Here is a 23,928-nt window from a genome sequence, read left to right as displayed (position 1 = left end):
TGAGAATATTCTCAATTATGAAACGTAGTTTTAACTGTTCAGACAATAATTTTGGTTTTAAAAGCCCAAAAATTTGTCTAATAAAAAAAGCCTGCCCTTGAAAGTCTCTCCCTTGTCCCCCTTATCTCCCTTGTCTGGGTGAACGAAATTTTGTGTGGGATTTCTAGCTAAGTATCCAAAAAATTACCCTCCATATTCCCCACACTTCCCACACCCCCCACACTTCCCACACTTCCCACTCACTCCCACACCAAAAATGTCCTTCAATATCTCGGCTTGGTCAATTAAAAAACCTGTTCCCACCATTGTTTTATTCTTAATTTTGACAGTTGTTGGGTGGTTATCTTTCATTTCCTTGGGAATCGACACCAACCCTAACATTGATGTCCCAGCAGTTTCTGTGACTGTTACCCAACCGGGTGCAGGGCCAGCAGAACTGGAATCGCAGGTGACGAAAAAAATTGAAGATGCTGTCGCTGGGTTGGGCAACATCGATAATATGATTTCTAGTGTCAGTGATGGTAAGTCTACCACCACGATTAATTTTGTTTTAGGAACAAATAGCGATCGCGCTACCAATGATGTCAGAAATGCGATCGCTCAAATCCGCCAAAATCTCCCCCAAGATATTAATGACCCCGTAGTACAACGTTTAGAGTTTGCTGGCGGCCCGATTATCTTTTATGCAGTCAAATCAGATCAGCGTTCTGTTGAAGAATTAAGCAACATCGTAGACCAAACTATTAGCCGCGCCTTGTTAACCGTCAAAGGTGTGGCACAAGTCAAGCGCATTGGTGGGGTTGACCGCGAAATTCGGATTAACCTCGACCCTGACCGCTTACAATCTTTAGGCATCACCGCCACCCAAGTAAACGACCAAATTCGGGCTTTCAACATCAATTTACCCGGTGGACGCGCTGAACTTGGCGGTAGTGAACAAACAATACGCACCCTTGGTAGTGCCACCAGTGTGAATCTGCTGCAAACTTATGAAATTCTGTTGCCTAGTGGGGGTTCTATACCTTTATCCAGCTTGGGTACGGTGGAAGATAAATACGCGGATGTGCGACAAACTGCCCGTTTGGATAATCAACCCGTGGTAGCTTTTCAAGTATTGCGGAGTACTGGCAGCGTGGTAGTGAGTGTAGAACAAGGCGTGAAAGCCGCAGTCGCCGAACTACAAAAAACCCTGCCCCCAGATATCAAAATAGAGTTAATTTTTACCAGAGCCGATATTATTCGTCAATCTTATCAAAGCACCATTGATGAGTTGATTCAAGCCTCAGTGCTGGCAATCATCGTGATTTTACTTTTTTTACGGGATTGGCGAGCAACTTTAATTACTGCCGTTGCCCTACCTTTATCAATGATTCCGACCTTTGCGGTGCAGCAAGCTTTGGGATATACCCTCAATAATATGACTTTGTTAGCATTGGCTTTGGCTGTCGGCAACTTAGTAGATGATGCCGTGGTGGAAATTGAAAATATGGAACGGCATATAGCAATGGGGAAATCACCTTGGGAAGCAGCTTTTGACTCTTCCGACGAAGTGGGTTTAGCTGTGATGGCGAGTGCCGCAACCATTATTGCGGTGTTTCTCCCGGTGGCGTTTATGGGGGGTGTTCCTGGGCAGTTTTTTCAACCCTTTGGTGTGACTGTGGCGGTGTCTACAATTTTTTCCACGATGGTAGCGCGGATGATTACGCCGATGATGGGGGCGTATTTATTAAAGGATAAAAAACATCAATCTAGTGCTACAGATGCTAAGAACAGATTAAGTCAAATCTTCTATCGTCAAATCAAAAAGCCACAACCAAAACATCAGTTTCAGCCGTATAAATCCTTATTACAAACAGCATTACGCCATAAGTTAACCACAATTGCGATCGCAATGGCGTTTTTCATCGCCAGTTTGATGTTAGTTCCCTTGATTCCCAAAGGTTTTGTCGATGACGGTGACTTTGGCATTTCTAACGTTGCGATTGAAGTTCCTCCCGGTTCCACCTTAGAAGATGTCAATAAAGTAGTGACTCAAGCAACTGACATTATTCGCCAAAACCCCGTGGTAGAAAAAGTGTTAGCCACAGAAGAAATCAACTCAGCAACTTTATCAATTCAGTTAAAGCCCAAAGAAGAACGCAATATTTCCCAAAAACAATTTGAAGAACAAACCCGTCCGTTATTTCAAGAAATTCCAGGGGCAAGAATTAGTTTTCAAAATCAAGGGCCTGGAGGTGGTCGTAAAGCATTATCTATTGTTCTTAGGAGTGAAAATCCTGAAGCTTTAACCCAAGCCGCTAATGATTTAGAACAACAAATGCGGAATATTCCTGGACTAGTAGAAGTTTCTTCGACTGCTAGTTTAGTCAAACCAGAGATTTTAGTTATACCCAACCCGCAACGCGCCGCCGATTTGGGTGTAACAGTGCAAGCGATCGCCCGGACAGCTTCTTTAGCTACCATTGGTGATAATGATGCTAACTTGGCTAAGTTTAACTTGAGCGATCGGCAAATTCCCATCCGCATACAAATTGACCCAACAGCCCGCGCAGACATCAACAATATCAGAAATTTGCAAGTTCCCAGCCAAAACGGGAGTTTAGTTCCGCTAGTCGCTGTGGCTGATATCAAGTTTGGCAGTGGCCCCGCCACCATCAGCCGTTACGACCGCGCCCGTCAAGTCGCACTAGAAGCCAACTTACAAACTATATCTCTGGGAGAAGCAGTCAAAGCCGTAAATCAGCTACCAGCAATGCAAAACTTACCACCTGGAGTTGTTCAACAACCTTCTGGTAGTGCCAAAATTATGCAGGAAATTTTTGGCAGATTTGGTGGTGCATTAGCTTTAGCGATTATGTGCATCTATGCAATTCTGGTGCTGCTATATAACAACTTTCTGCATCCTTTATCGATTATGGCCGCATTGCCATTTTGCTTAGGTGGTGCATTAGTCTCCTTGATGGTCGCCCAAAAACCCCTGGGAATTTACGCCTTGATTGGGATTGTGTTGTTAATGGGAATTGTCACCAAAAACTCGATTTTGTTGGTAGACTACACAATCATCAATATGCAGGAAGGGCAGAACCAACGCCAAGCCTTGATAGAAGCTGGTGTTTCACGTCTGCGTCCAATTATGATGACTTCCTTAGCCACAATTGCAGGTACTCTTCCCCTCGCCTTGGGTATTGGCGCAGGTTCCGAAGTGCGTCAACCAATGGGCATTGCCATTATGGGAGGCTTTACCACCTCTACATTGCTGACTTTGGTAGTAGTGCCAGTCATATTTAGCTATATTGATAACTTCCAAACTTGGATTTTGAATACATTGCGTTACGGTTTCGGTAAAAAACCACCTGCGGAAGACAGAGAAGTGAGGAATGTGCGATCGCCAAACAACACATCTGTCTCGGAAATCCAAAACTAATCAATTATGGTATAATCTCTGTTAGCTTTGACTTAGCTAACAGTTAGTATTTGCGGGTGTAATTCAGTGGTAGAATGTCACCTTCCCAAGGTGAACGTCGTGGGTTCGAGTCCCATCGCCCGCTTTTCAGTATTTTACCCCACACTAACCCTCCCCTTGTAAAGGGGAGGGAACTAGATTGCTTAGTTTCCCACCTTTCCAAGGGGGGATTAAGGGGGGTAATTGGTTTTTATAGTTTTCATCTTAAATTGGTATAAGGGTGTAAATCACTGTAGATTTGAATCCTTGACTTTGATGTATTTCATGACCTTAAGGCTTAAATTGTATCAGCCATGCTTCACTAGCCCAGCAAACGAGCAACTTCAACCACTATACTAGGCAACGCCAGTGGAGTTAACACACCTGTAGAAACACGCACAACTGACTGATATTCTCCATTTTGTGCATTTCGATGCACCCACAATTGAGTATTGACTATATCCAATACCCAATAATCTTGAATCCCGCCTTTGGCGTAGAGCTTGGCTTTTTCGTTTAAATTGTAAGCTAGTGTAGAGTTTGAAACCTCAATTAGCCAATAAATGTCCTCTGGTTCAGGATGGCGTTCATCGTAGCGAGATTCTGGGGGAACCGCGACGCAAATATCTGGTTGTGGTTCACTATATTTGGGCAATGTAATTGGTGCTGCTGAGAAGATGACGGCTTGATTTTCTAGCAATTGTTCTAGATACTTCACGCCTCGTCGATATGTTGCTCGATGAATCGGAAGTTCTGGAGGCATTTCTAAAATCTGCCCATCAATTAATTCTACCTGTCGCCCTGCCAGCAAACCGCTTGCGATCATCCGATGATAGTCTTCAACTGTCCAGTGGATGAGTGTTCTGGTCATGGCAATTGTGCAGTTGGCTTGGCTATCTTTATTTTACTTCGTAATTACAAGAGTCTAACTGAACTAAGGTTCTAGGGTGTTAATCTCTGTTCTTTTATAGTCCTGGTATAGTTTCAGGACTTACGCAAAATCATGAAAAAACGAACCGCAAAGAACGCAAAGGACACGAAGTTAAGAGGATTTGAGAGGGTTATTGCGTAAGTCCTAAGTTTCTTGAGCGTCTTCTAGACTGTATTTTGCCCAAAGGTAGGCGTACTTTTTTTGCTTGATGTCAGCTAGGAATGACACCCAAGAATTTTTATGCAAAATGGGATGTCAATCATGAAGCGATCGCTCTCCGTATCCTAAATTGTCTTTTGATTGCATGACGTAACGCCAAAGCCACTATCTGAGAACTGGGAGCATCATAGCCAAGATTAATACCTTTTATCTATCAGCCGCCGTACTGTTCTTACTGACTACTCAAAAAATGTCGGGAATCGTTGTTTATACTTTTGGTGGTAATTCTAGAGGAATTGTCCCTAATAAACCCTTGCGATAATCTGTGAAAAGTTGTCTCGCCGCACGTTCAACATCACCGTTGTAGCGATGTTCTGCCAAAGCTTCTAGGTATGATTCGCCTGTGTAGTTAGATGAGTCGAGTTCGTAGCGTAACTTGAATGGTGACTCTGGTAATAAATGATTCGCTGTTATATGAATTTCATTTATAAAATCTACGAATGCTGATGCGACGAGTTGATTATCATAAGATGCTTGTCCAATATCATCACAAATTGCTAACTTCAACGCTGCGGCTTGATTTTCTAAACGGGAAGGAATTACCCCAGGCGCATCAAGTAATTCTAATTGATCAGATATACGTACCCAGCGTAAGTTACGTGTGACACCTGGACGTGCAGCACTTTCTACTACACGCCGTCCCAAAAGGCGGTTAATTAAGGCTGACTTACCAACGTTAGGAAAACCAATCACTACAGCCCTTACAGGACGAGGTAACATACCGCGATCGCGTCTTCGTTGATTTAGTTCCACACCCGCAGCTTGGGCGGCTTTAGCAATAGCCGTTACACCTTGACCATGTTGAGCATTGGTAAAATAAGGTATTTCCCCTTGACTTTTAAACCAATTTGTCCATAGCGATTGCACTTGGGGTGTAATCATATCTAAGCGGTTCAACACCAAAATCCGCGTTTTGCTTCCCACCCATTCACCGATTTGCGGGTGGTGCGTCGCTAAAGGAATCCTCGAATCGCGGACTTCTAACACCACATCTACCAGCTTTAGCTGTTCTTTGAGATTCTTTTCCGCCTTGGCAATATGACCCGGATACCATTGGATCAGGTTTAATTTGTAGTTGTTTGTGAGAGACATATTTTTGTAGGGAGTGGGGAGTGTGGGAGACACGGAAGACACGGGAGACAAGGGAGATAAAAAACTAATGACAAATGACAAATGACTAATAACTATTGACTCCCTTAGCTTCATGCAGAATTAGGCGATTACCTTCAGGATCGTAAGCATAAATTTCTCGTCCGTGGGAAGCGATGGAGATTTCGCCGGGTGGAGGATAGCCTAAATTTGTGAGATGAGCGATCGCAGTTTCTAAATTACTCACCTCAAAGCACAAACTTATTTTACTTTTAGTTGAGTTGGTAAATTCTGACTCATGACTCTGTTTCGGTTGAAAAATTCCCAAACGTAAACTTGTTAGTTGAAACTCTGCATAAACATTGGGAATTAAAGTACTCGGTTTTTCACTGAACAATTGGGTATAGAAATCTACTAATTTTTCTAAATTCACTGTGGCGATCGCCACGAATACTTCAGTATATCGCAAAACCATCACTATTATATTTCTCAAACTGTCGTTAATTCATCCCACTTCTATAGCAATCCTAAATCTTCTATAAACGTCTCTCTACCTTGTCTCCCTTGTCTCTTTAGTTCATTCCTCAAATAAGACTGCTACATCAAATGCTGCACTCTATAAATGCTGTAGAGACATTGTATACAACGTCTCTACTATTTTCTACTGGATTAGTTCAAAATTTAAAACATTGCAGACTTAGCTTGAGAAATTGCATTTAGCCAGGGTTTGATATCATTACCATCCGTGTGCATATTCCATCGCTTACCAGTACGTTTAAAGGGATAAACATTGTTTTCTACAGCCCAAATTAAATCATCTAAATGTTTAATAAAATTTTCACCATGTTCTACAGGATGAATTGCCCAAGTCCCAGCCGTCATTGACCAACGTTCAAAACCTTTGACTTTAAAAGTATGTGTAAGTGAATTTTCTAATGGTTCTTTGATATCCTTTTGGACTAGTGGTAAAACTTGCTTTTCCAATCGCTGGCGGTCTAAGAGAAAATATCTTGTAGAAACGTTACCTGCTTTATTCCACAACTTTTTAGGTTTAGACTTTGCCGGACGACCAGTTAATTTTTCGAGGAAACTTTTAGCTAGTGGCGGGCCGCCTTCGCAAGTAGCAATCACAACTGATGAATTTGCCTGCAACATTTCAATTCCTTCATCTATCCAAGATTTTCTAGTAGCATCTCGGTAAAATAACACATCAGAATCAACATGCAAAATATAATCACCAGTACACTGTTCTAAGGCAAAAAGATATTGATAAATGGGCGCTCCATCAAAATCTTTAACATCTATATCATCACGCCCAAAATACTTTTTTAAGACTGACCTTTGCAGTTCTTCATCCCAAGGTATTTCATCTACTCGATCAATAATTCCCTCAGTTTGCAGTTGTGCTAATTTCGTTCTTAATTCGTCTATTTGTCCTGTCTGACGTTCTAGATATTTACCAGATGGCTTACCAGGATCTAATGCTACCAGTCTTTCGGAGAATGGATAATCTAGAGAACGCATCATACTCCGAAGTATTTGATTGATGAATGGGGTATCAACAATGCACGCATTTACAGTAAAGCTAACTTTCGGCTTTTGACCAAGCGTGTTCATATTTAAATATCCTAGGTTTTGATGACAGAATTACGTAAAAATCAAGTAAAAAAGGTGATTTTTTAGAGCATATCACGCTGTAATTATTCTCTGCCATCCGGTATAAACATTAAAGCGGTTTCCCCGTAAAAATCCTACTAAAGTAATACCAAATTCTTCGGCGACAGACACCGCCAAACTGCTAGGTGCAGAAACCGAACAAACAATTGGAATTCCTGCAACTACAGATTTTTGCAAAATCTCAAAACTAGAACGTCCACTCACCATGACAATATGACGATTAAAAGGTAAATCACCACTTAGTAAGGCGTTACCAATCAACTTATCTAAAGCATTGTGACGACCAACATCTTCTTGTAAGTTCCCAATTTTGCCTTCAGCATCAAATACTGCTGCTGCGTGTAACCCTCCAGTTGCCGAAAAAATACCCTGATGCGATCGCAACTGATCAGATAAGCTGTAAATAACCTCAGACTTGACTGTTAATTCCGAAGTAATTTTTGCGTAACCCCGTAAAAGTAAAGCCTCAACACTCGCTTTACCACAAACTCCACAGGCACTATTAATATAAAAGTGACGTTCTAAAGGCTGTAAGTCTGGATTTAAGCCAGGCTTTAACTGCACATTAATAATGTTATAACGCTGCTCACCATCTACAGATTCATCTGTGCAGTAACTCATCCTATCAATATCTTGTTTACTGTTAATTACACCTTCACTAAACAGAAACCCAGCCGCTAATTCAAAATCTGCGCCTGGAGTTCGCATAGTGATAGCTACTGTACGCGATGGTGATGTCAACCGAATTTCTAAAGGTTCTTCTGTGGTGAGTTGGTCTTGTCGCAGGCGTTTTTTACCATTTTCGACTACCCAAACTTGCGTTTTAGTTTTGCTTCTTGTCGGGGGTTTCATTGATTAGGATAATAGTCACAATTATTCAGTCCTATCATTAATTAATCAAGGGTGCGATCGCGCAACATCATCAATAATTTTACAGAACATCGGGATCAATATTTAACTCCCGCAACTTAGCAGCCAGACGTTCTGCGCGTTGCTTTTCTTGTTCTGCACGTTGCGTTTCCTGTTCTGCACGCTGTTTTTCTTCATCTGCGCGTTGTTTTTCTTGCTGTGCCAGTTCTTCTGGTGTCGGCAATAACTCCCCTTGTGCTGTAAAATAGCGCAATTGATTATTCTGGACACCTAAATATAGTTCTAACTGCTGACTCCATAACCAACCTTGAGAATTTGGTTCTATTGGTTGGTATTGAGCATAAACTAATTGAAACCCTGCAAATTCTAAATTATTTGGGTCAAACCAAAAATATTCCGGTGTGCGAAAAGTATCTTGGTAGATTTGTTTTTTTAAGCCTTTATCTGTGGCTTTTGTGGAGGATGAAAGTAACTCGACAATGATATTAGGATACTTACCGTCTTCTTGCCAAATCACCCAACTTTTGCGAGGTCTTCTTTCGCATCCCCGCACGACAAAAAAATCAGGGCCACGAAATTCTTCTGATTTGAGTTGACGTTGACTATAATATATTGTCAGATTTCCAGCCGCATAAAAGTCACTGCGGTCTTGCCACCACAATTCTAAACATTGTAGTAACAAAATAATTTGGCGTAGATGTAAATCGCTTTCCAATGGTGGTTCGTCACTATATATATCTCCTGGTGGAAATATTATATCTGTGGCTGGTGGCAAATCTTGGGCAACTGACATGACTTTCTTAGGGCTAGAGTTGAGTCAACTGGTTGGAGATTACAGATGTCATTACTATCATAATCTGGTTGAATCTTGAAAATACTGAGTAGCGATCGCATTTTAACCCCCAACACTACCAGCGCGATCGCACACTTGCAACTGTGATAAATTCTTTAAAATGCCAAGCTAACCCGATATCTGCCATATTATTTTTCTAAACTAGTATTAGCAATACTATAAAAGTCTGATTGATTTACACATGCAATTACAAGAGATACAGCAGATTTCCAGTTAGTTAAGTACACAATTGAGTAATCAACGCTAGGCTAAAAGCCGATTCTGATGCTGCATTCTGTATTCTGACTTCTAGATTTTGCTGTAAGTATTTATCTCTAAATTGCCTACGAGGTAATCTTAAAATGCCCAAATGGAAAGTAGTAACGGAATTTTCTTTTAGCAGCGCCCACTACATCAAAGATTATGACGGCCCCTGTGGTCGGATGCACGGACATAATTATCAAGTCCGCATCGAAGCCACCTCAACACAGTTGCATTCTTCACAATTCTGTCCTCATCCAGTCATGGTAGCGGATTTTAGAACTTTACGTTGGGCAAAACAAGATGTCACAAAAGGCGGTCTTGACCACTGCATTTTAAATGAAGTTATGCCTCCTGAATATGAGACTACGGCTGAAATGATTGCTAAGTATATTTACGATGAAACTAAGAAGCGAGTACCGCCAAATGTACAATTAAAAGTTCATGTTTCAGAAACACCTAATAGTTGGGTGGAATATGAAGAATAATTTTAGTCCGTAGATTGTTACACATCTTTATCATTGGGCAAAGTTAGTCCCTAGTAAACAAGTTTTATCATTCTGCATGAAAGAGGGACTAATTTCTTTTTTTTAGTCTTTAGCCCCTCATTTATCCTTTTTTCGGCACATAACTTTATTAGCTATAATTTATTGTTTCTTAAATATTTTTGTTAATTAAATACATTCTTAAACCTAAAGAATTAAGATATTTCTTTTGGTAGATGGCATTTACAAAGTATTATAAAAATACCAACATAGTATTAGTAAACTTTTATGAACTAGCCGATGTAAGAGTGCCTTTCTGAAAGTTCATAAAGTTATAAATCACATTATTAATTTTTTAATAATACTTGTCTCAGCTTGTACATTCATGCCATAAGTCACTGCCGAAATTGTGTAATCTAAAAAAAGCTAGGCTAATCTTCAATGAGGTCTGATGACTCCCAATATTCTGCGTCAGCTTTGGTCTGTGGTTGAAACTGCCCAAACCATGACCCTCCTACAGCTGGATGATGCTAGCTTGGTGCAATGGTTGGTAAAACAAACCACAACACAAGTTTTCTTAGATTCCCATGAGATTGATTCTCTTGGTGACTATATTCAATCCCGGCTAAGTTTGATACGTGACATCGCTTATGAGCGACATTATTAATAAGTCAATGGTCAATAGTCCAGAGTCAAAACCATTGATCATTGACTTTTGATGATTGACTATTGAGGTAAATAACCTTCCACTAAGCAATCGGAACCAACCACACGCCAACGCACATTTTCTAAGGGCAATGCTTCGGTCATGTTAGTAAAACCCAAATCACCAACGGGAGTAGGCGCATGACTACCACCAATAATTTTAGGAGCAATAAAGGCCATAACTTTTTGTACTGCTCCTTGCGCGATCGCACTTGCAGCTAAATTACCGCCACACTCCCACAAGACACTGCAAAAACCCCGTTCATATAAGTGCATCATTGCTTGTGCGGGTGTCAGTGCGGGTAATTCCACAACCTCCACGCCAAGTTTAAGTAAGATTTTTTGTAAATCAGGGTTGGCTCCAACTTCAGTTAACACCAAAGTCGGTGCTTCTTGGGTTTCCCATAAACGGGCGGTTTCTGGCAAATTGAGTTGACGACTCATCACCACTCGTAACGGATTATGCGCCCCGACTTGATGGCTAGTTAAAAAAGGATTGTCTTGTCGGACTGTATTACCACCAACAATGATGGCATCACAAGCCGCCCGTAGTTGATGTACTTCACTGCGGGCGGCTTGATTTGTTACCCAAGCACTATGACCAACAGTCGTAGCAATTTTGCCATCTAAAGTCATGGCATATTTCAAAATCCCAAACGGTTTTTTATAGAGAATGCGATGTACAAAAGCTTCATTTAGCTGCTGACAAGCCTCAGTTTCTACCCCAACTACCACCTCGACACCAGCAGCACGTAAACGCGCAATCCCGCCCCCAGCTACCAAAGGGTTAGGATCAACCATACCCACCACTACCTTAGCCACACCCGCCTTAATCAATCCTTCCGAACAAGGAGGAGTGCGTCCATAATGGTTGCAAGGTTCCAGATTGACATAAACTGTAGCACCATGAGCGCGATCGCCAGCCGCCCTCAAAGCAAAAACTTCAGCATGAGGTTCACCGGCACGGGGATGAAACCCTTCACCCACAATCTCGCCATCTTTGACTACAACCGCCCCCACTAAAGGATTAGGCGAAGTGCGCCCTAAAGCACGGCGGGCAAGTTCCAAGCATCGCTGCATCATCTGGGAGTCAAAGTCAGCTTCACTGCTCATACTGTTCTGCTTTGGGGAATCAAATACCACTGGCGTTGGCGCAGCCTCTCCAGAGGAGAATCGCAATCTCAAGCCATCTTCTTGAGTGTAATTTAGCGATGTATCTACTTGAGTAACAACTGGGGAATTATCCATAAATTTTGAGCAATAATTTCAAGATTCTGCACGTTACCAATTTGGATCTTCATACCTCAACATTAATATTTCCAAGTTACTGTTCGCTGTCGGCGTGCTTACTTAAATAACGAAATCTCCACGCCAAAATCTACACAACACTAACCAGCATCTCAAATGTAATTATATTTACCATACCTGTTTTCCTTTTATCTCAGTAGGCTCTCGCTAAAACATTACTCACAGAATTATACTAATAACCTATTTTGGGTTAATCCTATATTAGGTTTTAGTATCTAACAAAACCTTGATTGCAGTACTTGAGAAAACTCTCGTAGAGATTAAGTGAACTGTTAGAAAACAAGTAAAATTCATGTGCCTAAATCAATCTTTACTGAAAGATACAATCGATTTCGTCAATTGCTGATCAAAGCTCGCCAAGCAGCTATGCTAACTCAATCTGAGCTATCAAATAAGCTTTCTCGTCCACAATCATACGTCTCGAAGTATGAACGCGGTGAACGCCGTTTGGATCTAATTGAGTTCTTAGAAGTAGCGGAAGCCCTTCAGGTCGAACCAGAAACATTTATAAAAACATTGCTTGAGGAAAAAGAGGAGAAATAGTCATTATTATTCAATTCTCTGATTTTAACAATGCCGATCAGATTATCGGCCCCAACACAGAGTATGAATCTGAATGGAACGAAATTAGTACTAGCCTCACTAAAATGCCTTTGCATATTAAGCCTTCTGATCAGGCAAATATTAAAGGTAATCCGATTTTTGATCCAGTAGGCAGTAATCAATATATAAAAAATACATTGGTCAAACTAGGATGGCATAGTAATATCTTAATTCCAGTAGAATACAGATTCTTGGGAAAAGACGTTGATTTTGGTAAATCCGGTATTCTGCTAGAAAGCCAATTTTCTAACTATCCATTTCTTTTAAACAATCTCTTACGATCAGAGTTATTTTTTAAAAGTAGCATTCATTTTGCAGGTAACTCTACAAAGCTATTAGTGATTATTACAAAAGCTCAAATGTTTCCTGCTTCTAATAGTACTCTTTACTACGAACAAGCTGTTCAACAATTAACTGCTTTAATTAAACATCATGTCTTTGATATACCAATTAGACTAATTGGATTATTCGAGCAGAAGAATACCACCATATCAGCTATTTATACGGTATACCAAAGTACAAGATATTCTAGAATTGTCAATACGCAGATTGATTGCCAATGTCAAATCCTGTCAAGTAACGCCAGAAGCAAGCGTTATAAAATTCATATACCTTAGCTCAAAATTTAGAAGAGTTCTAACTCGATTTGTTGACTTTTCTGAATTTTCTCCGCAGTTTTTTTACCATTGCCATTGAGTTTTGGATCTATCGGAATATCTTCACCTTGCAGAGTAGCAGAAAAAGCTGCTTCCTCATACAGTAATCGCTCATACATTTCTTGTAAATGGTACTCTTCTGGGTAGATTTTAGCTTTACTTCTATCTGAGGCTTTTTCGCCAATTTGCACATCAAATCTAAATTTTTCGATGGGCTGACCTGTACGCTCAACATAATCTCGTAAAGTTTTGAGATTGGGAAAATAACCTTTTTCATCAGGTTCCCCACTGAGTCGGCGAAGTCCTACTTGATGATATTTGGGGTCTATTTCCGTACCGATAAAGTTACGGTTGTGGTTTTTGGAAACAACTGCGACTGTACCTGCACCCATATATGGGTCAAAAACTAAATCACCTGCATTAGTTGTCGCTAATACAATTCTGGACACTAAATCTTCTGGAAACTGACAAGGATGTATCGTTTGTTCTTCATGATTATGTTTCACATTGCGGAATAACCAAATGTCACCAGGATTTTTACCATCTGGATTACAGGATAATTCTCCCTTACGATTTCCTCGATAATGCTTTTTATTTTGATATTTTTGCGGAACTCTTATAGCATCTAAATTGAATATATATTCATTACTTTTAGTAAACCAGAGAATTGTTTCATGTCTACAAGAAAATTTCTTTTGAGCATGAAGTCCATGTTGTCTAGCCCAGATAATTCTATTTCTTGGCAGTAAACCACACGATTCTAATATGGGAAATAAGCGAATATCTAGGGGAATAATCGTACCTTTATCCGCAAAAGCTCCTACCTGCCAAAATAGAGAACCTGTTTTTTTTAAAACCCGGCTGCACTCTTGTAGAACATTTTTTTGTGATTCTAGATAAATATCGAGAGCTTGTCTTGCTTCGTATTCCTTTCCTAAATTATATGGAGGTGAAGATATAACTAAATCAATACATTCATCTGGTATTTCTTTTAATAGTGTTATGCAATCTCCTAAAATAATTTGATTGATTGGTAGTTTCTGTCTTTTATCCTTCAACGTTACACCTACCTTTTGAGCAAAACACTTTATTATTCAATACAATAACCCAAAATAGGTTATTAAACCACCTCACATCTATAGCAAGGGACAGGTAATAGGTGACAGGGGTAAAAGCTTTGTGGTGTCTAAGTCTTATTATTTATCGATGTCCTAAGCAACTTGGCTACTGCTATAAACTATTGACTATTGATTTTTAATCAAAAAGAGTGAGGATTTAGGCTCTGAGCCTATGATTCCTCACTCCCAAATTTCCACTCAAGATATTTCCTCTGTAACTATTGTTCGATCGCTTTGCGCTTTTGCCACCACAAATTCAGGGGATAGTAAACCACAGGAGCCCAAAGACTGCTGAGAATAGCTGATGCTAGGGCAACTCTTTGGTAATAAGCCCAGATGTATTCTACTTTGCGATCGCCAGTCAAACTCAATTGCAACCCAAAAATTGACTCCGACAAAATTGCCATGATAAAAACAATTAAAGCAATAGAAATAAAGTCTTCCTGGATAAATCGCTGCTTCTGTACTAATCCTGTGAGTAATCCCACCAAACCCAAGGTGACAGCGTGAGTTGGATCTGGTGAAGTTAGGGCATCTTGCAGTAGTCCTAAAACTATACCTGCGATCGCTCCTTCCCAAACCGAGCGTTTGATACTCCAAGCCACCACCCAAATTAACAGCCAATTCGGCCCCAACCCCAACAATTCTGTGCCAGGAAAGCGCGTCGGCAATAACAGCAAGCATAACAGCACAGATCCAACTGTCACAGACAAATCTAACAGTTGCACTACACGCGGATGCCAACGGGCGATGGGTTTGCGATAAGCTTTAGATTTCGATTTTCGTTCCGCAGCTTTTGGCTTGTTCGATTTACGACCATTGAATGAAGGTATCTTCATTGTTGATTTGCCTGTTCTTGCTCCTTGGACTGTGGCGTTTCCTGTGGTTGGTTTGTTGGTTTAGGATACACAGCCACCCAATCTAATGACCTAATTGGTGGGAAAAGTTCAACTTTCGCCACCGATGCTGGTAGTTTCTTTAAATCCAAAGATTTGATTTTGCCTACTGCCAAACCAGAGGGAAATTTTTGACTGTAAGTGGAAGTCGAAACTAAATCTCCGACTTTGACATTCGGCACTTTTTCATAAAATTCCAGCACCGCGTCTGCGGAAGAATCGCCCCGTAACACTCCCTTGGCAGAAGTACGACTAACAGTCACACCCACTTGACTTTTGAGGTCACTAATCAACAACACACGGCTAGTATTCGGGGTGACACTATCTACCAAACCAACTAATCCACCCTCAGCCTTGACAATATACCCTTCTTGAATGCCAGAATTTGAGCCACGATTCAGGGTTACTTGTTGCCACCAATGATCTGCACTCCGCCCTACTACCCGCGCTGGTACTGGACGTGATGCGGCCGGCTCAGGTTGGACATAACCTAATAAATTTTGTAACTGTTGATTTTGGCTTTCCAGTTCTTGAATGCGGGTTTGCATCTCCATAAACTGGGCATCTTTGAGGCGTTCTTCCAAACGTTCTGCGGGAGTTTGCCCAGATTGTAAAAGCTGTAGAGGACTTGTTACTACTTGATAAACTTCCAGTAGCATTGCCCCTTGAGTCTGTCGTAATATCCAAGCACCACCTAGTACAAGGGCCAGCGAAGCAACCTGTAACCCTTTGCGACCCCACCAACGACGTACAGTAACCATGTATACCTATTTCTATATTTTGATAGATATCGGATTCTATTTATATGAAACCCAAATTCAAGCCAAATAGAACCCAATATCTCATATTTTTTCCTACATATTTTTAGAACGGGCGCTGAATACCCTTTCCAGCTGTTTAAAGTTTTCTAAGACACGGCCTGTTCCCAGTACAACACAGCTGAGTGGATCAGCTGCTATGTGAGTCACAATCCCCGTTTCATGACTGATTAGGGTATCAATGCCTTTGAGTAGCGCCCCACCACCAGCCAGCATAATACCACGGTCGATGATGTCAGATGCTAGTTCTGGCGGGGTTCTTTCTAATGTCCGTTTTACCGCTTCCACAATGATGGATAACGGTTCCAACATACTTTCGCGGATTTCTGGACTTTTGATGGTCACAGTGCGGGGTAAACCAGACAGTAAATGTAAACCTCTGACTTCCATCATGGTTTCATTATCTTCATTGGTGGGATAGGCTGAACCCAGACGAATTTTGATTTCTTCCGCAGTCCGTTCACCAATTACCAAGTTATGCACTTTCTTCATATATTGGACGATGGATTCAGTCAGTTCATCACCGGCAATGCGTACTGATTCACTCAACACTGTGCCTTGAAGACTCAAGACGGCAACTTCTGTTGTGCCACCACCAATATCGATAATCATGTTACCAGTGGGTTCGGCAACTGGTAGACCTGCTCCAATTGCGGCGGCAACTGGCTCATCGATTAAATATACTTCTCTTGCCCCAGCTTGAACTGCGGCATCCATTACAGCCCGTCTTTCTACCCCAGTGACACCACTGGGAATCCCAATCACAATTCGCGGTAAAATTAGCGATCGCCCTTCGTTAACTCGCTGAATAAAACTTTTCAGCATTAACTCTGCCGTATCAAAATCAGCGATTACACCATCGCGCAAGGGACGCAAGGCAATCACGTTTTCCGGTGTGCGACCGAGCATTTTTTTGGCATCTTCTCCTACTGCCAGCGCCACCTTTTCGATTTGGTCGATCGCCACTACAGAAGGTTCTTGCAGTACAATGCCTTTACCTGATACATAAACAAGGGTATTAGCAGTACCGAGGTCGATACCCATATCCCATGATGAGCGAAAGTTCCTAAACAGCCCCACGCTTCTCTACGCCCCCTATTCGCAATACTTTTTGACTATAAAAAAATGTTAGATGGAATCGTGCTGGATTCTATTACGTTTTTGATCATCAGTCTAGTAAAGTTGGTCATTTTTTGATTTATTCTTGACCATACTGACTAGATTTGTGACATCCACGTTTTCGATATTCCCTGCCCAACTCAGTATATCCGTACGGTTTTATTAGTTTTCCCTAAGTGATAGCTCAAATTAATATCGCTTGCAACGTTGTTAAGTTTGTAACACATTTTTAATCATCAGGAGCCAGAATACAGAATTCAGAATTTCCTATGCTGGAAATCAGGAATTTTGGCTAGGTAAGAATTTTTGCTTCTGCTTCCACAATTAAATCAAAGGTCAATTCTGAATTCTGCCTTATTCAGTTCATAATTGGCTATTATGGAAAACAAGATAAATCAGTACGCCAGTACTAAAAGGTAAGACACATGACTATTAATATAGTCCACCTCATTGGTCGTGTAGGTGGCGACCCAGATATGAAATATTTTGATTCCGGTAAAACTAAATGTAGATTAACCCTGGCAGTCAACAGAAGAACACGCAACAGTGACGAGCCTGACTGGTTCGAGTTGGAATTGTGGGGAAAAACTGCTGAAGTGGCTGGTAATTATGTCCGCAAAGGTAAGCAAATTGCCGTCAAAGGTTCCTTAAAGTTTGACTCCTGGAACGATCGCCAAACCGGAGTTAGTCGTTCTAAACCTGTGATTGTCGTAGACCAGTTGGATTTATTAGGTTCTAAAAATGAGGGAGACAGCAGTATGAATGATATGTCTTCAGATAATTTTTAGTTGGTCATTTGTCCTTAGTCCTCTCTTACAAAGTTCTGAGCGGAGGAAGCCTCCGCTCAGAATTTGCGCTTTGTCCTTTGTACTGACAAATGACCAATGACAAGTGACAATTAATAACTAATTTGCAACGTCACCGATGCTTCTATTTCTTGTTCACCACCAACTACAGGTGTAGAAACATCTTCCGCGACTTTTGCCGCCTGGGCGCGGAAAAATACAGGTGATGGCGGGGCGCTGGCATTATTAACTTGAATGCTGACGATTTCTTTCGATTTGAGTCCTAACGCGCTCAATACAGCATTAGCTTGTTTTTGGGCATCCTGAGTAGCTTCTTTAAGTGCGACTTCGCGGGCGGTAGCGATCGCATCATCACTAGCAATAAAACTAACACCGTTAATTTGCGTTGCCCCGGCTTTCACCGCATCATCTAGTAATGTGCCTGCTTTCTCGGTAGGAATGCGAAAACTCACATTATTCACAGCAGCATAGCCAGTAATGCGCTGCACATTGTTGGTGTAACTGTAAACAGGATTGAGGCGGATACCTGTAGTTTCTAATTTCTCGACATTACGACTTTTGAGCAAAGCAACCACAGCTGATGACCGCTTGGCAACTTCTTGCTGGACTTCTTCAGCCGTTTTACCTTGAATCTCCACTCCTAAATTCACCAGCGACAAAGTAGTAGCAATTGATTCCGTTCCTCTTCCACTCACAGTCAAAGTCCGCCATAACTTTTCTTTTTCTTGGGCTGATGCAGGTAAAGCCACCGTGACAAATAACAGCAAAGCTAACGGTAGAGATTTCCAAAACTTCCCAGCACAAAATTGAGAACCAGACAAAGCAGTTCTAGACATAAGCTTGCACTCCTCTAAACAATGTATACAGATGCTAATAAGTAAACTGCATCGAACTATCATTCGTTAACTGTCAAGCATTAATAGTTAACAGTCAATGCGCTCGATACCATTTCTATGTTTCTACTGTGACACTGCTCTAGTCAAAAACAGGCACGGTTACATTTTTGGAAACTAAAAATCACAATAAAACTGTCACCACAGAACTAAAGTTTTACAGCCTGTGTAGGCAAGCTTGGTTCCTTTAGCCGCGACTTTATTAGCAAGCGTGCAGAATTTGAACTGTGAGTATTTAGGCTGAGTAATTACGAAGAAAAGATAAAGATTTAAGTATATATACTGTTCTGGTCTGATTTAGCCAAGCTGCATAATAAGCCCAACGATAAATACAAAATTTTTAACTAGATTGTTTACCCAATCATCGACTTAACTGGTTCTACATTCGGCATTCAAAAAATATTATTGAGTGGAATAGATCCATGCTCTTGAGCATAGCTGAACGTCAGATGCACTGGGTGCGCTGTCTGTTAACTTTCGCATGGCTCCTAATTATTGCTTCCCTATTGTACGACCCTTGGACTCCGGCTCTGATTCACTTAAATCATACTTCTACCCCACAGGAATTTGCTGTTAGCTGTATTCATGTGCAAGGTAAATGCTTACCAGAAAGAGCATATCCTTTGGGAACAACGGTGATGTGGGGAGTAATTGTACCTGCATCCATTTTTATTTTGCTAGTATTTGGCCATGAACTGTGGCGGCGCATTTGCCCGCTTTCGTTTCTGTCACAAATTCCCCGCGCTTTGGGTTGGCAGCGTTACTCTCAACACCAGCAATCTCGATTAGGAAAAGAACGCTACAGATTAGCCAAAGTCAATCCTAAATCTTGGTTGGGTAAAAACTATGCTTACCTCCAGTTTGGCTGGTTGTTTTTGGGGTTATGTGGTCGGATTTTATTTTTTGATGCCGATCGCCTAATTTTGGCATCATGGTTATTATTTACAATTGTCTTTGCGATTACCGTTGGCTACTTTTATAGTGGCAAGACATGGTGTAATTATTTTTGTCCAATGGCACCAGTAGAAAAGATTTACAGTCAACCCAGTGGGTTATTCAGCAGCAAGGTTGATAGGAAGAATCAGCCAATCAGCCAATCAATGTGCCGCATTGTTTTGCCAGAAGGTAAAGAACAAAGTGACTGTGTTGGCTGTCAAAATGCTTGTATTGATATAGATGGCGAACGGGCTTATTGGCAAGACCTGAAAAAACCCTCAGAATCTTTTGTCCGCTATGGTTACAGTGGCTTAGTATTTGGTTACTTTATTTATTACTACCTGTATGCAGGCAATTGGGAATATTACTTTTCAGGGGCTTGGGCGCGACAAACTAACCAACTGGCAACTCTATGGAGTCCAGGGCTTTATTTATTTGAACGGCCAATTTATCTACCCAAACTCATAACTGTGCCAATTATTTTGGGCGGATGTACAGCGATCGCTTATATTTTAGGACGCTGGGCAGAAACACAAGCCAAAGCCTATAGTCGTCGGCGCAAACTTTATCTGTCTCCCCACATCATTCGCCATCGGATTTTGACAATCTATACCTTTGGCATCTTTAATTTCTTTTTTATTTTTGCTGGCCGTCCTCTCATTTTATTACTGCCATCTTGGATACAGTGGATTTATAATTTACTCCTAGCTTTAGCAAGTACACTGTGGTTCTACAAAAATCTACCCCGCCATCCGCATCTTTAATAGAACTCACGCACAAAGATTTACTGTGGAGACTGGGTGTAGGGGTAAAAGGGTGTAACTCGAATTTCTCACGTATGGGTGGGGAGTGTGGGGAGTGTGGGGAGTGTGGGGAGTGTGGGGAGTGTGGGGAGTGTGGGGAGAGAGGGGAGAAAGATTTCTTAACTATCCTCCCACTCCTCCCACACCTCTGGATTTCTCATAAGAGAGAAATCCAGGGTAAGGGTTTTGAATAAGTCGCCAGCAAAGTTGGTGGAGAGTTATCCAAGCGCCTTGGTTTACCACTTGTGTTCGGCGAACTTGTCGGTGGTGCGATCGCTTATATTATGTGTTCAATAAAATATTTGTGGCGATCGCAAATCAACTCAAAACCCGTGGCGAGTTAGTCATTCCCAGTAACCACGAAGGTTTAATTATGGCGATTTTCCTGATTACAGTAGCCATTATTGGTAAAGTGATTACAGGTTTGAGCGTGTCTGGTCAACCCCAAATCAATCGTTTGGCGATCGGTGTAGGGATGATTCCACGAGGAGAAGTTGGATTAGTATTTGCTGGTGTCGGCGCAGCTAGTGGCGTTCTCTCAAAATCATTGGGGGCGGCAATTATTATGATGGTTATCCTCACAACTTTTTTAGCTCCGCCTGTGTTACGTTTCGTACTTCCCGATTCCCAAAAAGTAGCAACTGACTCCGAACAATTAATTCAAGATGAAAGCTGAGTAACTGGAGGCTAGGAAACAGAAAGGTGGCAATCAAATTATCTACTTCCTCCTTGCTGATTTCCTCATCCCTGAGTTAATGACAGGGTAAGAATTCAGGAGTCAGAATCCAGGAGCCAGAAGGTTTAAAGAATAGGAGAAATATTTGATGAATTAACTGACTAATTTACTAGATACCTCTAAATTCTGACTTCTGACTCCTGGGTACTGAATAGTGACATGACAGGAAACTTCTATCTCAGAATCTGCGTCCTCTGATATCGTTGTTTCTCTGCGATTGTGCCTATTGATTCTTAACTTTGAGAACTTAATTTGTTACCAAACTTACCTGATTAATCATCTTTATCCCAGTATGTTCATAGTGACTAAAAACTAGTAATTACCAATATTGCAATATCTTTAAAACCGAGTTGAAATTTGTTATTCCTAAAATTGTTGGCTCATTCAAAAAAACACAATTAACAAGAATTGACCGAAACCAGAACTGTCTGGTTATATTTGTGTTGCCTCTCATAGTAGTTCGCGTAGAATAGCCAAGGTAGTTAGGAAATCCACAGAGAATCAAATTTAGACCTGAAAATAACTTACACTCTGTCACCTGTTACCTGTTATTAATTGTTTCTTTAACCCAAAAAAAAGTTCAGGTCAAATCTCAAAATTATTTCGTAACTGGCGCACAATTTATGCAAATTTTTGAGATATTGACTTCCATGAATGTGAATCAGGAGAAAGGATTGTGAAATTACACTGGTTACTACCCGGTACGGTTGGGATGATCTGCTTACTGTCTTCGCCAGTGTTGGCTGCCAGACTGGAGTCTTGGCGGTTTGATGCCCAGCAAAACCGTCTGGAATTTAATACTTCTGGGGGTGTCCAACCCAAAGCACAACTCATTTTCAATCCCACACGCTTGGTTATTGATTTACCAGACACAACCTTTGGCAGACCACAGTTAACACAACCTGTAGGCGGGGCAGTTCGGGCTATTCGTGTTGGTCAGTTTGACCCCCAAACAGCCCGTATTGTGGTGGAACTGGCTCCTGGTTACACTCTTGACCCCCAAGGGATAAAATTTGTCGGGATAACGCCCAGTCGTTGGAGGGTACAATTACCCAGACCCAGACTAGAGCCTGTAAATTCTTCCGCAGATAATGTTTACAACGTAGTCACCAGCCTAGACTCAGATACAAGACCACCATTGCCAAGAGTAAGCAGCACAACACAAAGCAGCACTCAAATTGACAGCTTACAAGTGACAGGTGATGGTTTTTTTATTCGGACTAGTGGCGGCAATCCTCAAATTAGGGTGAATCGGAGCCGCGATCGCTCTACAATTTTTATGGATATCTCCAGCGCCACTTTATCCACAAATTTGGCGCAGCGAGACCTCAGCGTTAACAGGCATGGCGTAAGTCGTGTAGAATTTACCCAACTCCAAACCAGTCCCCCAGCAGTTCGGATGACTTTGCGAGTAGATAAAAATAGTCCAGACTGGCGAGCAGCTAGAAGCGGTGCGACTGGTTTAATCGTTCTACCCAACCGATTTGCCAGCTTACCAAGAAATAACTCCTCTGATAATCAACCCGAATATTCTCCCCCCACTCGCCGCATTGTCAGTGACCAACCAGCCACAATTGAAGCTATCGAACTGTCTGATGATAATAAGCAACTTTTAATTCGAGCCGACCAAACCATAACTGCTAGGGGTGGCTGGGATAGAACTTCTGGGTTGTATCGCATCACGATCAATGATGCTAAATTAGCACCCCGGATTAAAGGCCCCACATTTAATGCCAACAGTCCCATTTTGCGGGTGCGCCTGCAAACACCAGACTCGAACACGGTGGTTATCTTAGTTCAACCTGCGGCGGGAATACGATTTGGGCAAATTAACCAAAATAATGACGAAGTAGCACTGCAATTACAAGGTTCACGCAGTGTTGTTACGGTTCCTGGTACGTTACCTTTTCCTTCAGATAGAGGCCAATTACCAGACCCCAATGAAAATTCTCCTTCCCGACCTCCAGTTAACACACGCCCCATCCCCAAAGGCAGAGTTGTAGTTGTGATTGACCCCGGACATGGCGGTAAAGACCCCGGTGCAATCGGTATTGGTGGTATCCGTGAGAAAGATATCATTCTCCCCATTAGCAAAAGGGTGGCGGAAATCTTACAGCAAAATGGTGTACAGGTGATTATGACGCGCAATTCTGACTATTTTGTGACTCTTCCTGGACGAGTCCAATTAGCAGAGAGAGCCAACGCGGATGTGTTTGTCAGTATCCACGCTAATTCTGCCGGTGCTGGTCGTCCCGATGTCAGTGGTTTAGAAACTTATTATTATGACAGTGGTTTGGGCCTGGCGCGGGTGGTACATAACAGTATTCTGCAAAGTCTGAATGTCCGAGATCGGGGTGTGCGCCGAGCCAGATTTTTTGTCCTGAGAAAAAGTTCGATGCCTTCAATTTTGGTCGAGACTGGTTATTTAACTGGTCGGGAAGATATTGCGAAGTTAAGAACTTCAGCTTATCAAAATCAAATGGCAGAAGGGATTGCCCGTGGTATACTCCAGTACCTCAAACGGAGATAAATCATCATCTAGCAATCCGGTTTGATGTCCAAATTTACTTGTGTGGGCAGGGAGTGGGGAGTAGATTTTTTGTAATTCATTGAGGACTGCGATAGTTAGCAAATTTTAGTAGAAATACTTAACTAATCCGATGAATAACTCATAGTTTTGTCTGCTTCATCGTCATCTTGCTGATACCAAGCAAAATCTGACTGT

The 23,928-nt window shown here is 41.6% G+C and carries 20 protein-coding genes, 1 tRNA gene and 1 pseudogene; 10 read left to right on the top strand and 12 right to left on the bottom strand.

The features are described from left to right. The first annotated feature begins 256 nt into the window (after positions 1-256). Together H6G28_RS19545 and H6G28_RS19540 are read left to right on the top strand one after the other, a co-directional pair. Entirely contained in the window at positions 257-3,424 is a 3,168-nt protein-coding gene (locus H6G28_RS19545) for an efflux RND transporter permease subunit (RefSeq protein WP_190673306.1), read from the top strand. A gap of 52 nt (positions 3,425-3,476) precedes the next feature. Continuing rightward, a tRNA-Gly gene (locus tag H6G28_RS19540) sits at positions 3,477-3,548 on the top strand. A 216-nt stretch (positions 3,549-3,764) separates the two neighbouring features. Here H6G28_RS19540 and H6G28_RS19535 read toward each other — a convergent pair. From H6G28_RS19535 to H6G28_RS19510, 6 genes are all read right to left on the bottom strand, one after another. Then, positions 3,765-4,313, bottom strand: coding sequence for a Uma2 family endonuclease (locus H6G28_RS19535; RefSeq protein WP_190673302.1), 549 nt, complete (start codon positions 4,311-4,313; stop codon positions 3,765-3,767). 486 nt (positions 4,314-4,799) lie between these two features. Continuing rightward, positions 4,800-5,684, bottom strand: a complete 885-nt coding sequence (ylqF, locus tag H6G28_RS19530) for a ribosome biogenesis GTPase YlqF (RefSeq protein ID WP_190673300.1) — start codon at positions 5,682-5,684, stop codon at positions 4,800-4,802. A gap of 85 nt (positions 5,685-5,769) precedes the next feature. Next, entirely contained in the window at positions 5,770-6,156 is a 387-nt protein-coding gene (locus H6G28_RS19525; protein ID WP_190594482.1) for a VOC family protein, read from the bottom strand. Between the two features lie 206 nt (positions 6,157-6,362). After that, on the bottom strand, positions 6,363-7,298 hold the full coding sequence (locus H6G28_RS19520; RefSeq protein ID WP_190594483.1) for a glycosyltransferase family A protein: 936 nt from the start codon (positions 7,296-7,298) through the stop codon (positions 6,363-6,365). 72 nt (positions 7,299-7,370) lie between these two features. Further along, complete coding sequence (fdhD, locus tag H6G28_RS19515; protein WP_190673297.1) at positions 7,371-8,210, bottom strand: formate dehydrogenase accessory sulfurtransferase FdhD; 840 nt, start codon at positions 8,208-8,210, stop codon at positions 7,371-7,373. A gap of 79 nt (positions 8,211-8,289) precedes the next feature. Continuing rightward, positions 8,290-9,021 (bottom strand): Uma2 family endonuclease, encoded by a 732-nt coding sequence (locus H6G28_RS19510; RefSeq protein ID WP_190594485.1) that lies wholly within the window; start codon positions 9,019-9,021, stop codon positions 8,290-8,292. 401 nt (positions 9,022-9,422) lie between these two features. Between H6G28_RS19510 and H6G28_RS19505 the strand changes: the two genes are divergently transcribed. After that, positions 9,423-9,809 carry a 6-pyruvoyl trahydropterin synthase family protein gene (locus H6G28_RS19505; RefSeq protein ID WP_190594486.1) on the top strand — a complete coding sequence of 129 codons (387 nt, stop codon included), beginning with the start codon at positions 9,423-9,425 and terminating at the stop codon, positions 9,807-9,809. A 448-nt stretch (positions 9,810-10,257) separates the two neighbouring features. Next, positions 10,258-10,473, top strand: coding sequence for a hypothetical protein (locus H6G28_RS19500; RefSeq protein ID WP_062296670.1), 216 nt, complete (start codon positions 10,258-10,260; stop codon positions 10,471-10,473). A gap of 59 nt (positions 10,474-10,532) precedes the next feature. Here the strand turns inward: H6G28_RS19500 and ribD are convergent, their stop codons facing one another. Then, complete coding sequence (gene ribD / locus H6G28_RS19495) at positions 10,533-11,759, bottom strand: bifunctional diaminohydroxyphosphoribosylaminopyrimidine deaminase/5-amino-6-(5-phosphoribosylamino)uracil reductase RibD (RefSeq protein WP_190673295.1); 1,227 nt, start codon at positions 11,757-11,759, stop codon at positions 10,533-10,535. 354 nt (positions 11,760-12,113) lie between these two features. Between ribD and H6G28_RS19490 the strand changes: the two genes are divergently transcribed. Together H6G28_RS19490 and H6G28_RS19485 are read left to right on the top strand one after the other, a co-directional pair. Then, positions 12,114-12,362: a helix-turn-helix domain-containing protein gene (locus H6G28_RS19490; protein WP_190594488.1), complete on the top strand. Its 249-nt coding sequence runs from the start codon at positions 12,114-12,116 to the stop codon at positions 12,360-12,362. Further along, positions 12,359-13,039, top strand: coding sequence for a BglII/BstYI family type II restriction endonuclease (locus H6G28_RS19485; RefSeq protein ID WP_524538615.1), 681 nt, complete (start codon positions 12,359-12,361; stop codon positions 13,037-13,039). Before H6G28_RS19490 ends, H6G28_RS19485 begins: the two co-directional genes overlap by 4 nt. An 8-nt stretch (positions 13,040-13,047) precedes the next feature. On the opposite strand, the gene H6G28_RS19480 is transcribed toward H6G28_RS19485, so the two are convergent. The 4 genes from H6G28_RS19480 to H6G28_RS19465 form a co-directional block, all read right to left on the bottom strand. Then, on the bottom strand, positions 13,048-14,136 hold the full coding sequence (locus H6G28_RS19480) for a DNA-methyltransferase (RefSeq protein ID WP_190594489.1): 1,089 nt from the start codon (positions 14,134-14,136) through the stop codon (positions 13,048-13,050). Positions 14,137-14,414: 278 nt separating this feature from the next. Continuing rightward, positions 14,415-15,035: a rod shape-determining protein MreD gene (gene mreD / locus H6G28_RS19475; protein ID WP_062296673.1), complete on the bottom strand. Its 621-nt coding sequence runs from the start codon at positions 15,033-15,035 to the stop codon at positions 14,415-14,417. Continuing rightward, the gene (gene mreC / locus H6G28_RS19470; protein ID WP_190594490.1) at positions 15,032-15,853 is read right to left on the bottom strand and encodes a rod shape-determining protein MreC; all 822 of its coding nucleotides are present in this window, start codon (positions 15,851-15,853) and stop codon (positions 15,032-15,034) included. Before mreC ends, mreD begins: the two co-directional genes overlap by 4 nt. Positions 15,854-15,946: 93 nt before the next feature. Then, positions 15,947-16,954, bottom strand: a complete 1,008-nt coding sequence (locus H6G28_RS19465; protein WP_190594496.1) for a rod shape-determining protein — start codon at positions 16,952-16,954, stop codon at positions 15,947-15,949. Between the two features lie 500 nt (positions 16,955-17,454). Here H6G28_RS19465 and H6G28_RS19460 point away from each other — a divergent pair, with 500 nt between their 5' ends. After that, positions 17,455-17,817 (top strand): single-stranded DNA-binding protein, encoded by a 363-nt coding sequence (locus H6G28_RS19460; RefSeq protein WP_190673293.1) that lies wholly within the window; start codon positions 17,455-17,457, stop codon positions 17,815-17,817. Positions 17,818-17,927: 110 nt separating this feature from the next. Here H6G28_RS19460 and H6G28_RS19455 read toward each other — a convergent pair whose 3' ends face one another. Beyond that, positions 17,928-18,671: an SIMPL domain-containing protein gene (locus H6G28_RS19455; RefSeq protein ID WP_190673290.1), complete on the bottom strand. Its 744-nt coding sequence runs from the start codon at positions 18,669-18,671 to the stop codon at positions 17,928-17,930. 479 nt (positions 18,672-19,150) lie between these two features. On the opposite strand from H6G28_RS19455, the gene H6G28_RS19450 reads away from it, so the two are divergent. The 3 genes and pseudogenes from H6G28_RS19450 to H6G28_RS19440 all read left to right on the top strand — a co-directional run bounded on the left by H6G28_RS19450 (position 19,151) and on the right by H6G28_RS19440 (position 23,733). After that, positions 19,151-20,428, top strand: coding sequence for a 4Fe-4S binding protein (locus tag H6G28_RS19450; RefSeq protein WP_190673287.1), 1,278 nt, complete (start codon positions 19,151-19,153; stop codon positions 20,426-20,428). A gap of 385 nt (positions 20,429-20,813) precedes the next feature. Continuing rightward, a pseudogene (locus H6G28_RS19445) lies at positions 20,814-21,143 on the top strand (cation:proton antiporter domain-containing protein); the annotation flags it as partial. 736 nt (positions 21,144-21,879) lie between these two features. Continuing rightward, positions 21,880-23,733 carry an N-acetylmuramoyl-L-alanine amidase gene (locus tag H6G28_RS19440; protein ID WP_190595079.1) on the top strand — a complete coding sequence of 618 codons (1,854 nt, stop codon included), beginning with the start codon at positions 21,880-21,882 and terminating at the stop codon, positions 23,731-23,733. Positions 23,734-23,928 lie beyond the last annotated feature (195 nt).

It is taken from the genome of Nostoc sp. FACHB-190, assembly GCF_014696905.1.
In the GTDB taxonomy this organism is placed as follows: domain Bacteria; phylum Cyanobacteriota; class Cyanobacteriia; order Cyanobacteriales; family Nostocaceae; genus Nostoc_B.
Note: the sequence above shows the minus strand (reverse complement) of the source record. Positions and strands in the feature narration are given on the sequence as shown.

Excerpts from the sequence above, each read along its gene's own strand:
- H6G28_RS19545 (WP_190673306.1), top strand. The coding sequence starts at position 257 with ATGTCCTTCAATATCTCGGCTTGGTCAATTAAAAAACCTGTTCCCACC.
- H6G28_RS19535 (WP_190673302.1), bottom strand. The coding sequence starts at position 4,313 with ATGACCAGAACACTCATCCACTGGACAGTTGAAGACTATCATCGGATG.
- ylqF (WP_190673300.1), bottom strand. The coding sequence starts at position 5,684 with ATGTCTCTCACAAACAACTACAAATTAAACCTGATCCAATGGTATCCG.
- H6G28_RS19525 (WP_190594482.1), bottom strand. The coding sequence starts at position 6,156 with ATGGTTTTGCGATATACTGAAGTATTCGTGGCGATCGCCACAGTGAAT.
- H6G28_RS19520 (WP_190594483.1), bottom strand. The coding sequence starts at position 7,298 with ATGAACACGCTTGGTCAAAAGCCGAAAGTTAGCTTTACTGTAAATGCG.
- fdhD (WP_190673297.1), bottom strand. The coding sequence starts at position 8,210 with ATGAAACCCCCGACAAGAAGCAAAACTAAAACGCAAGTTTGGGTAGTC.
- H6G28_RS19510 (WP_190594485.1), bottom strand. The coding sequence starts at position 9,021 with ATGTCAGTTGCCCAAGATTTGCCACCAGCCACAGATATAATATTTCCA.
- H6G28_RS19505 (WP_190594486.1), top strand. The coding sequence starts at position 9,423 with ATGCCCAAATGGAAAGTAGTAACGGAATTTTCTTTTAGCAGCGCCCAC.
- H6G28_RS19500 (WP_062296670.1), top strand. The coding sequence starts at position 10,258 with ATGACTCCCAATATTCTGCGTCAGCTTTGGTCTGTGGTTGAAACTGCC.
- ribD (WP_190673295.1), bottom strand. The coding sequence starts at position 11,759 with ATGGATAATTCCCCAGTTGTTACTCAAGTAGATACATCGCTAAATTAC.
- mreD (WP_062296673.1), bottom strand. The coding sequence starts at position 15,035 with ATGAAGATACCTTCATTCAATGGTCGTAAATCGAACAAGCCAAAAGCT.
- mreC (WP_190594490.1), bottom strand. The coding sequence starts at position 15,853 with ATGGTTACTGTACGTCGTTGGTGGGGTCGCAAAGGGTTACAGGTTGCT.
- H6G28_RS19465 (WP_190594496.1), bottom strand. The coding sequence starts at position 16,954 with ATGGGTATCGACCTCGGTACTGCTAATACCCTTGTTTATGTATCAGGT.
- H6G28_RS19460 (WP_190673293.1), top strand. The coding sequence starts at position 17,455 with ATGACTATTAATATAGTCCACCTCATTGGTCGTGTAGGTGGCGACCCA.
- H6G28_RS19455 (WP_190673290.1), bottom strand. The coding sequence starts at position 18,671 with ATGTCTAGAACTGCTTTGTCTGGTTCTCAATTTTGTGCTGGGAAGTTT.
- H6G28_RS19450 (WP_190673287.1), top strand. The coding sequence starts at position 19,151 with ATGCTCTTGAGCATAGCTGAACGTCAGATGCACTGGGTGCGCTGTCTG.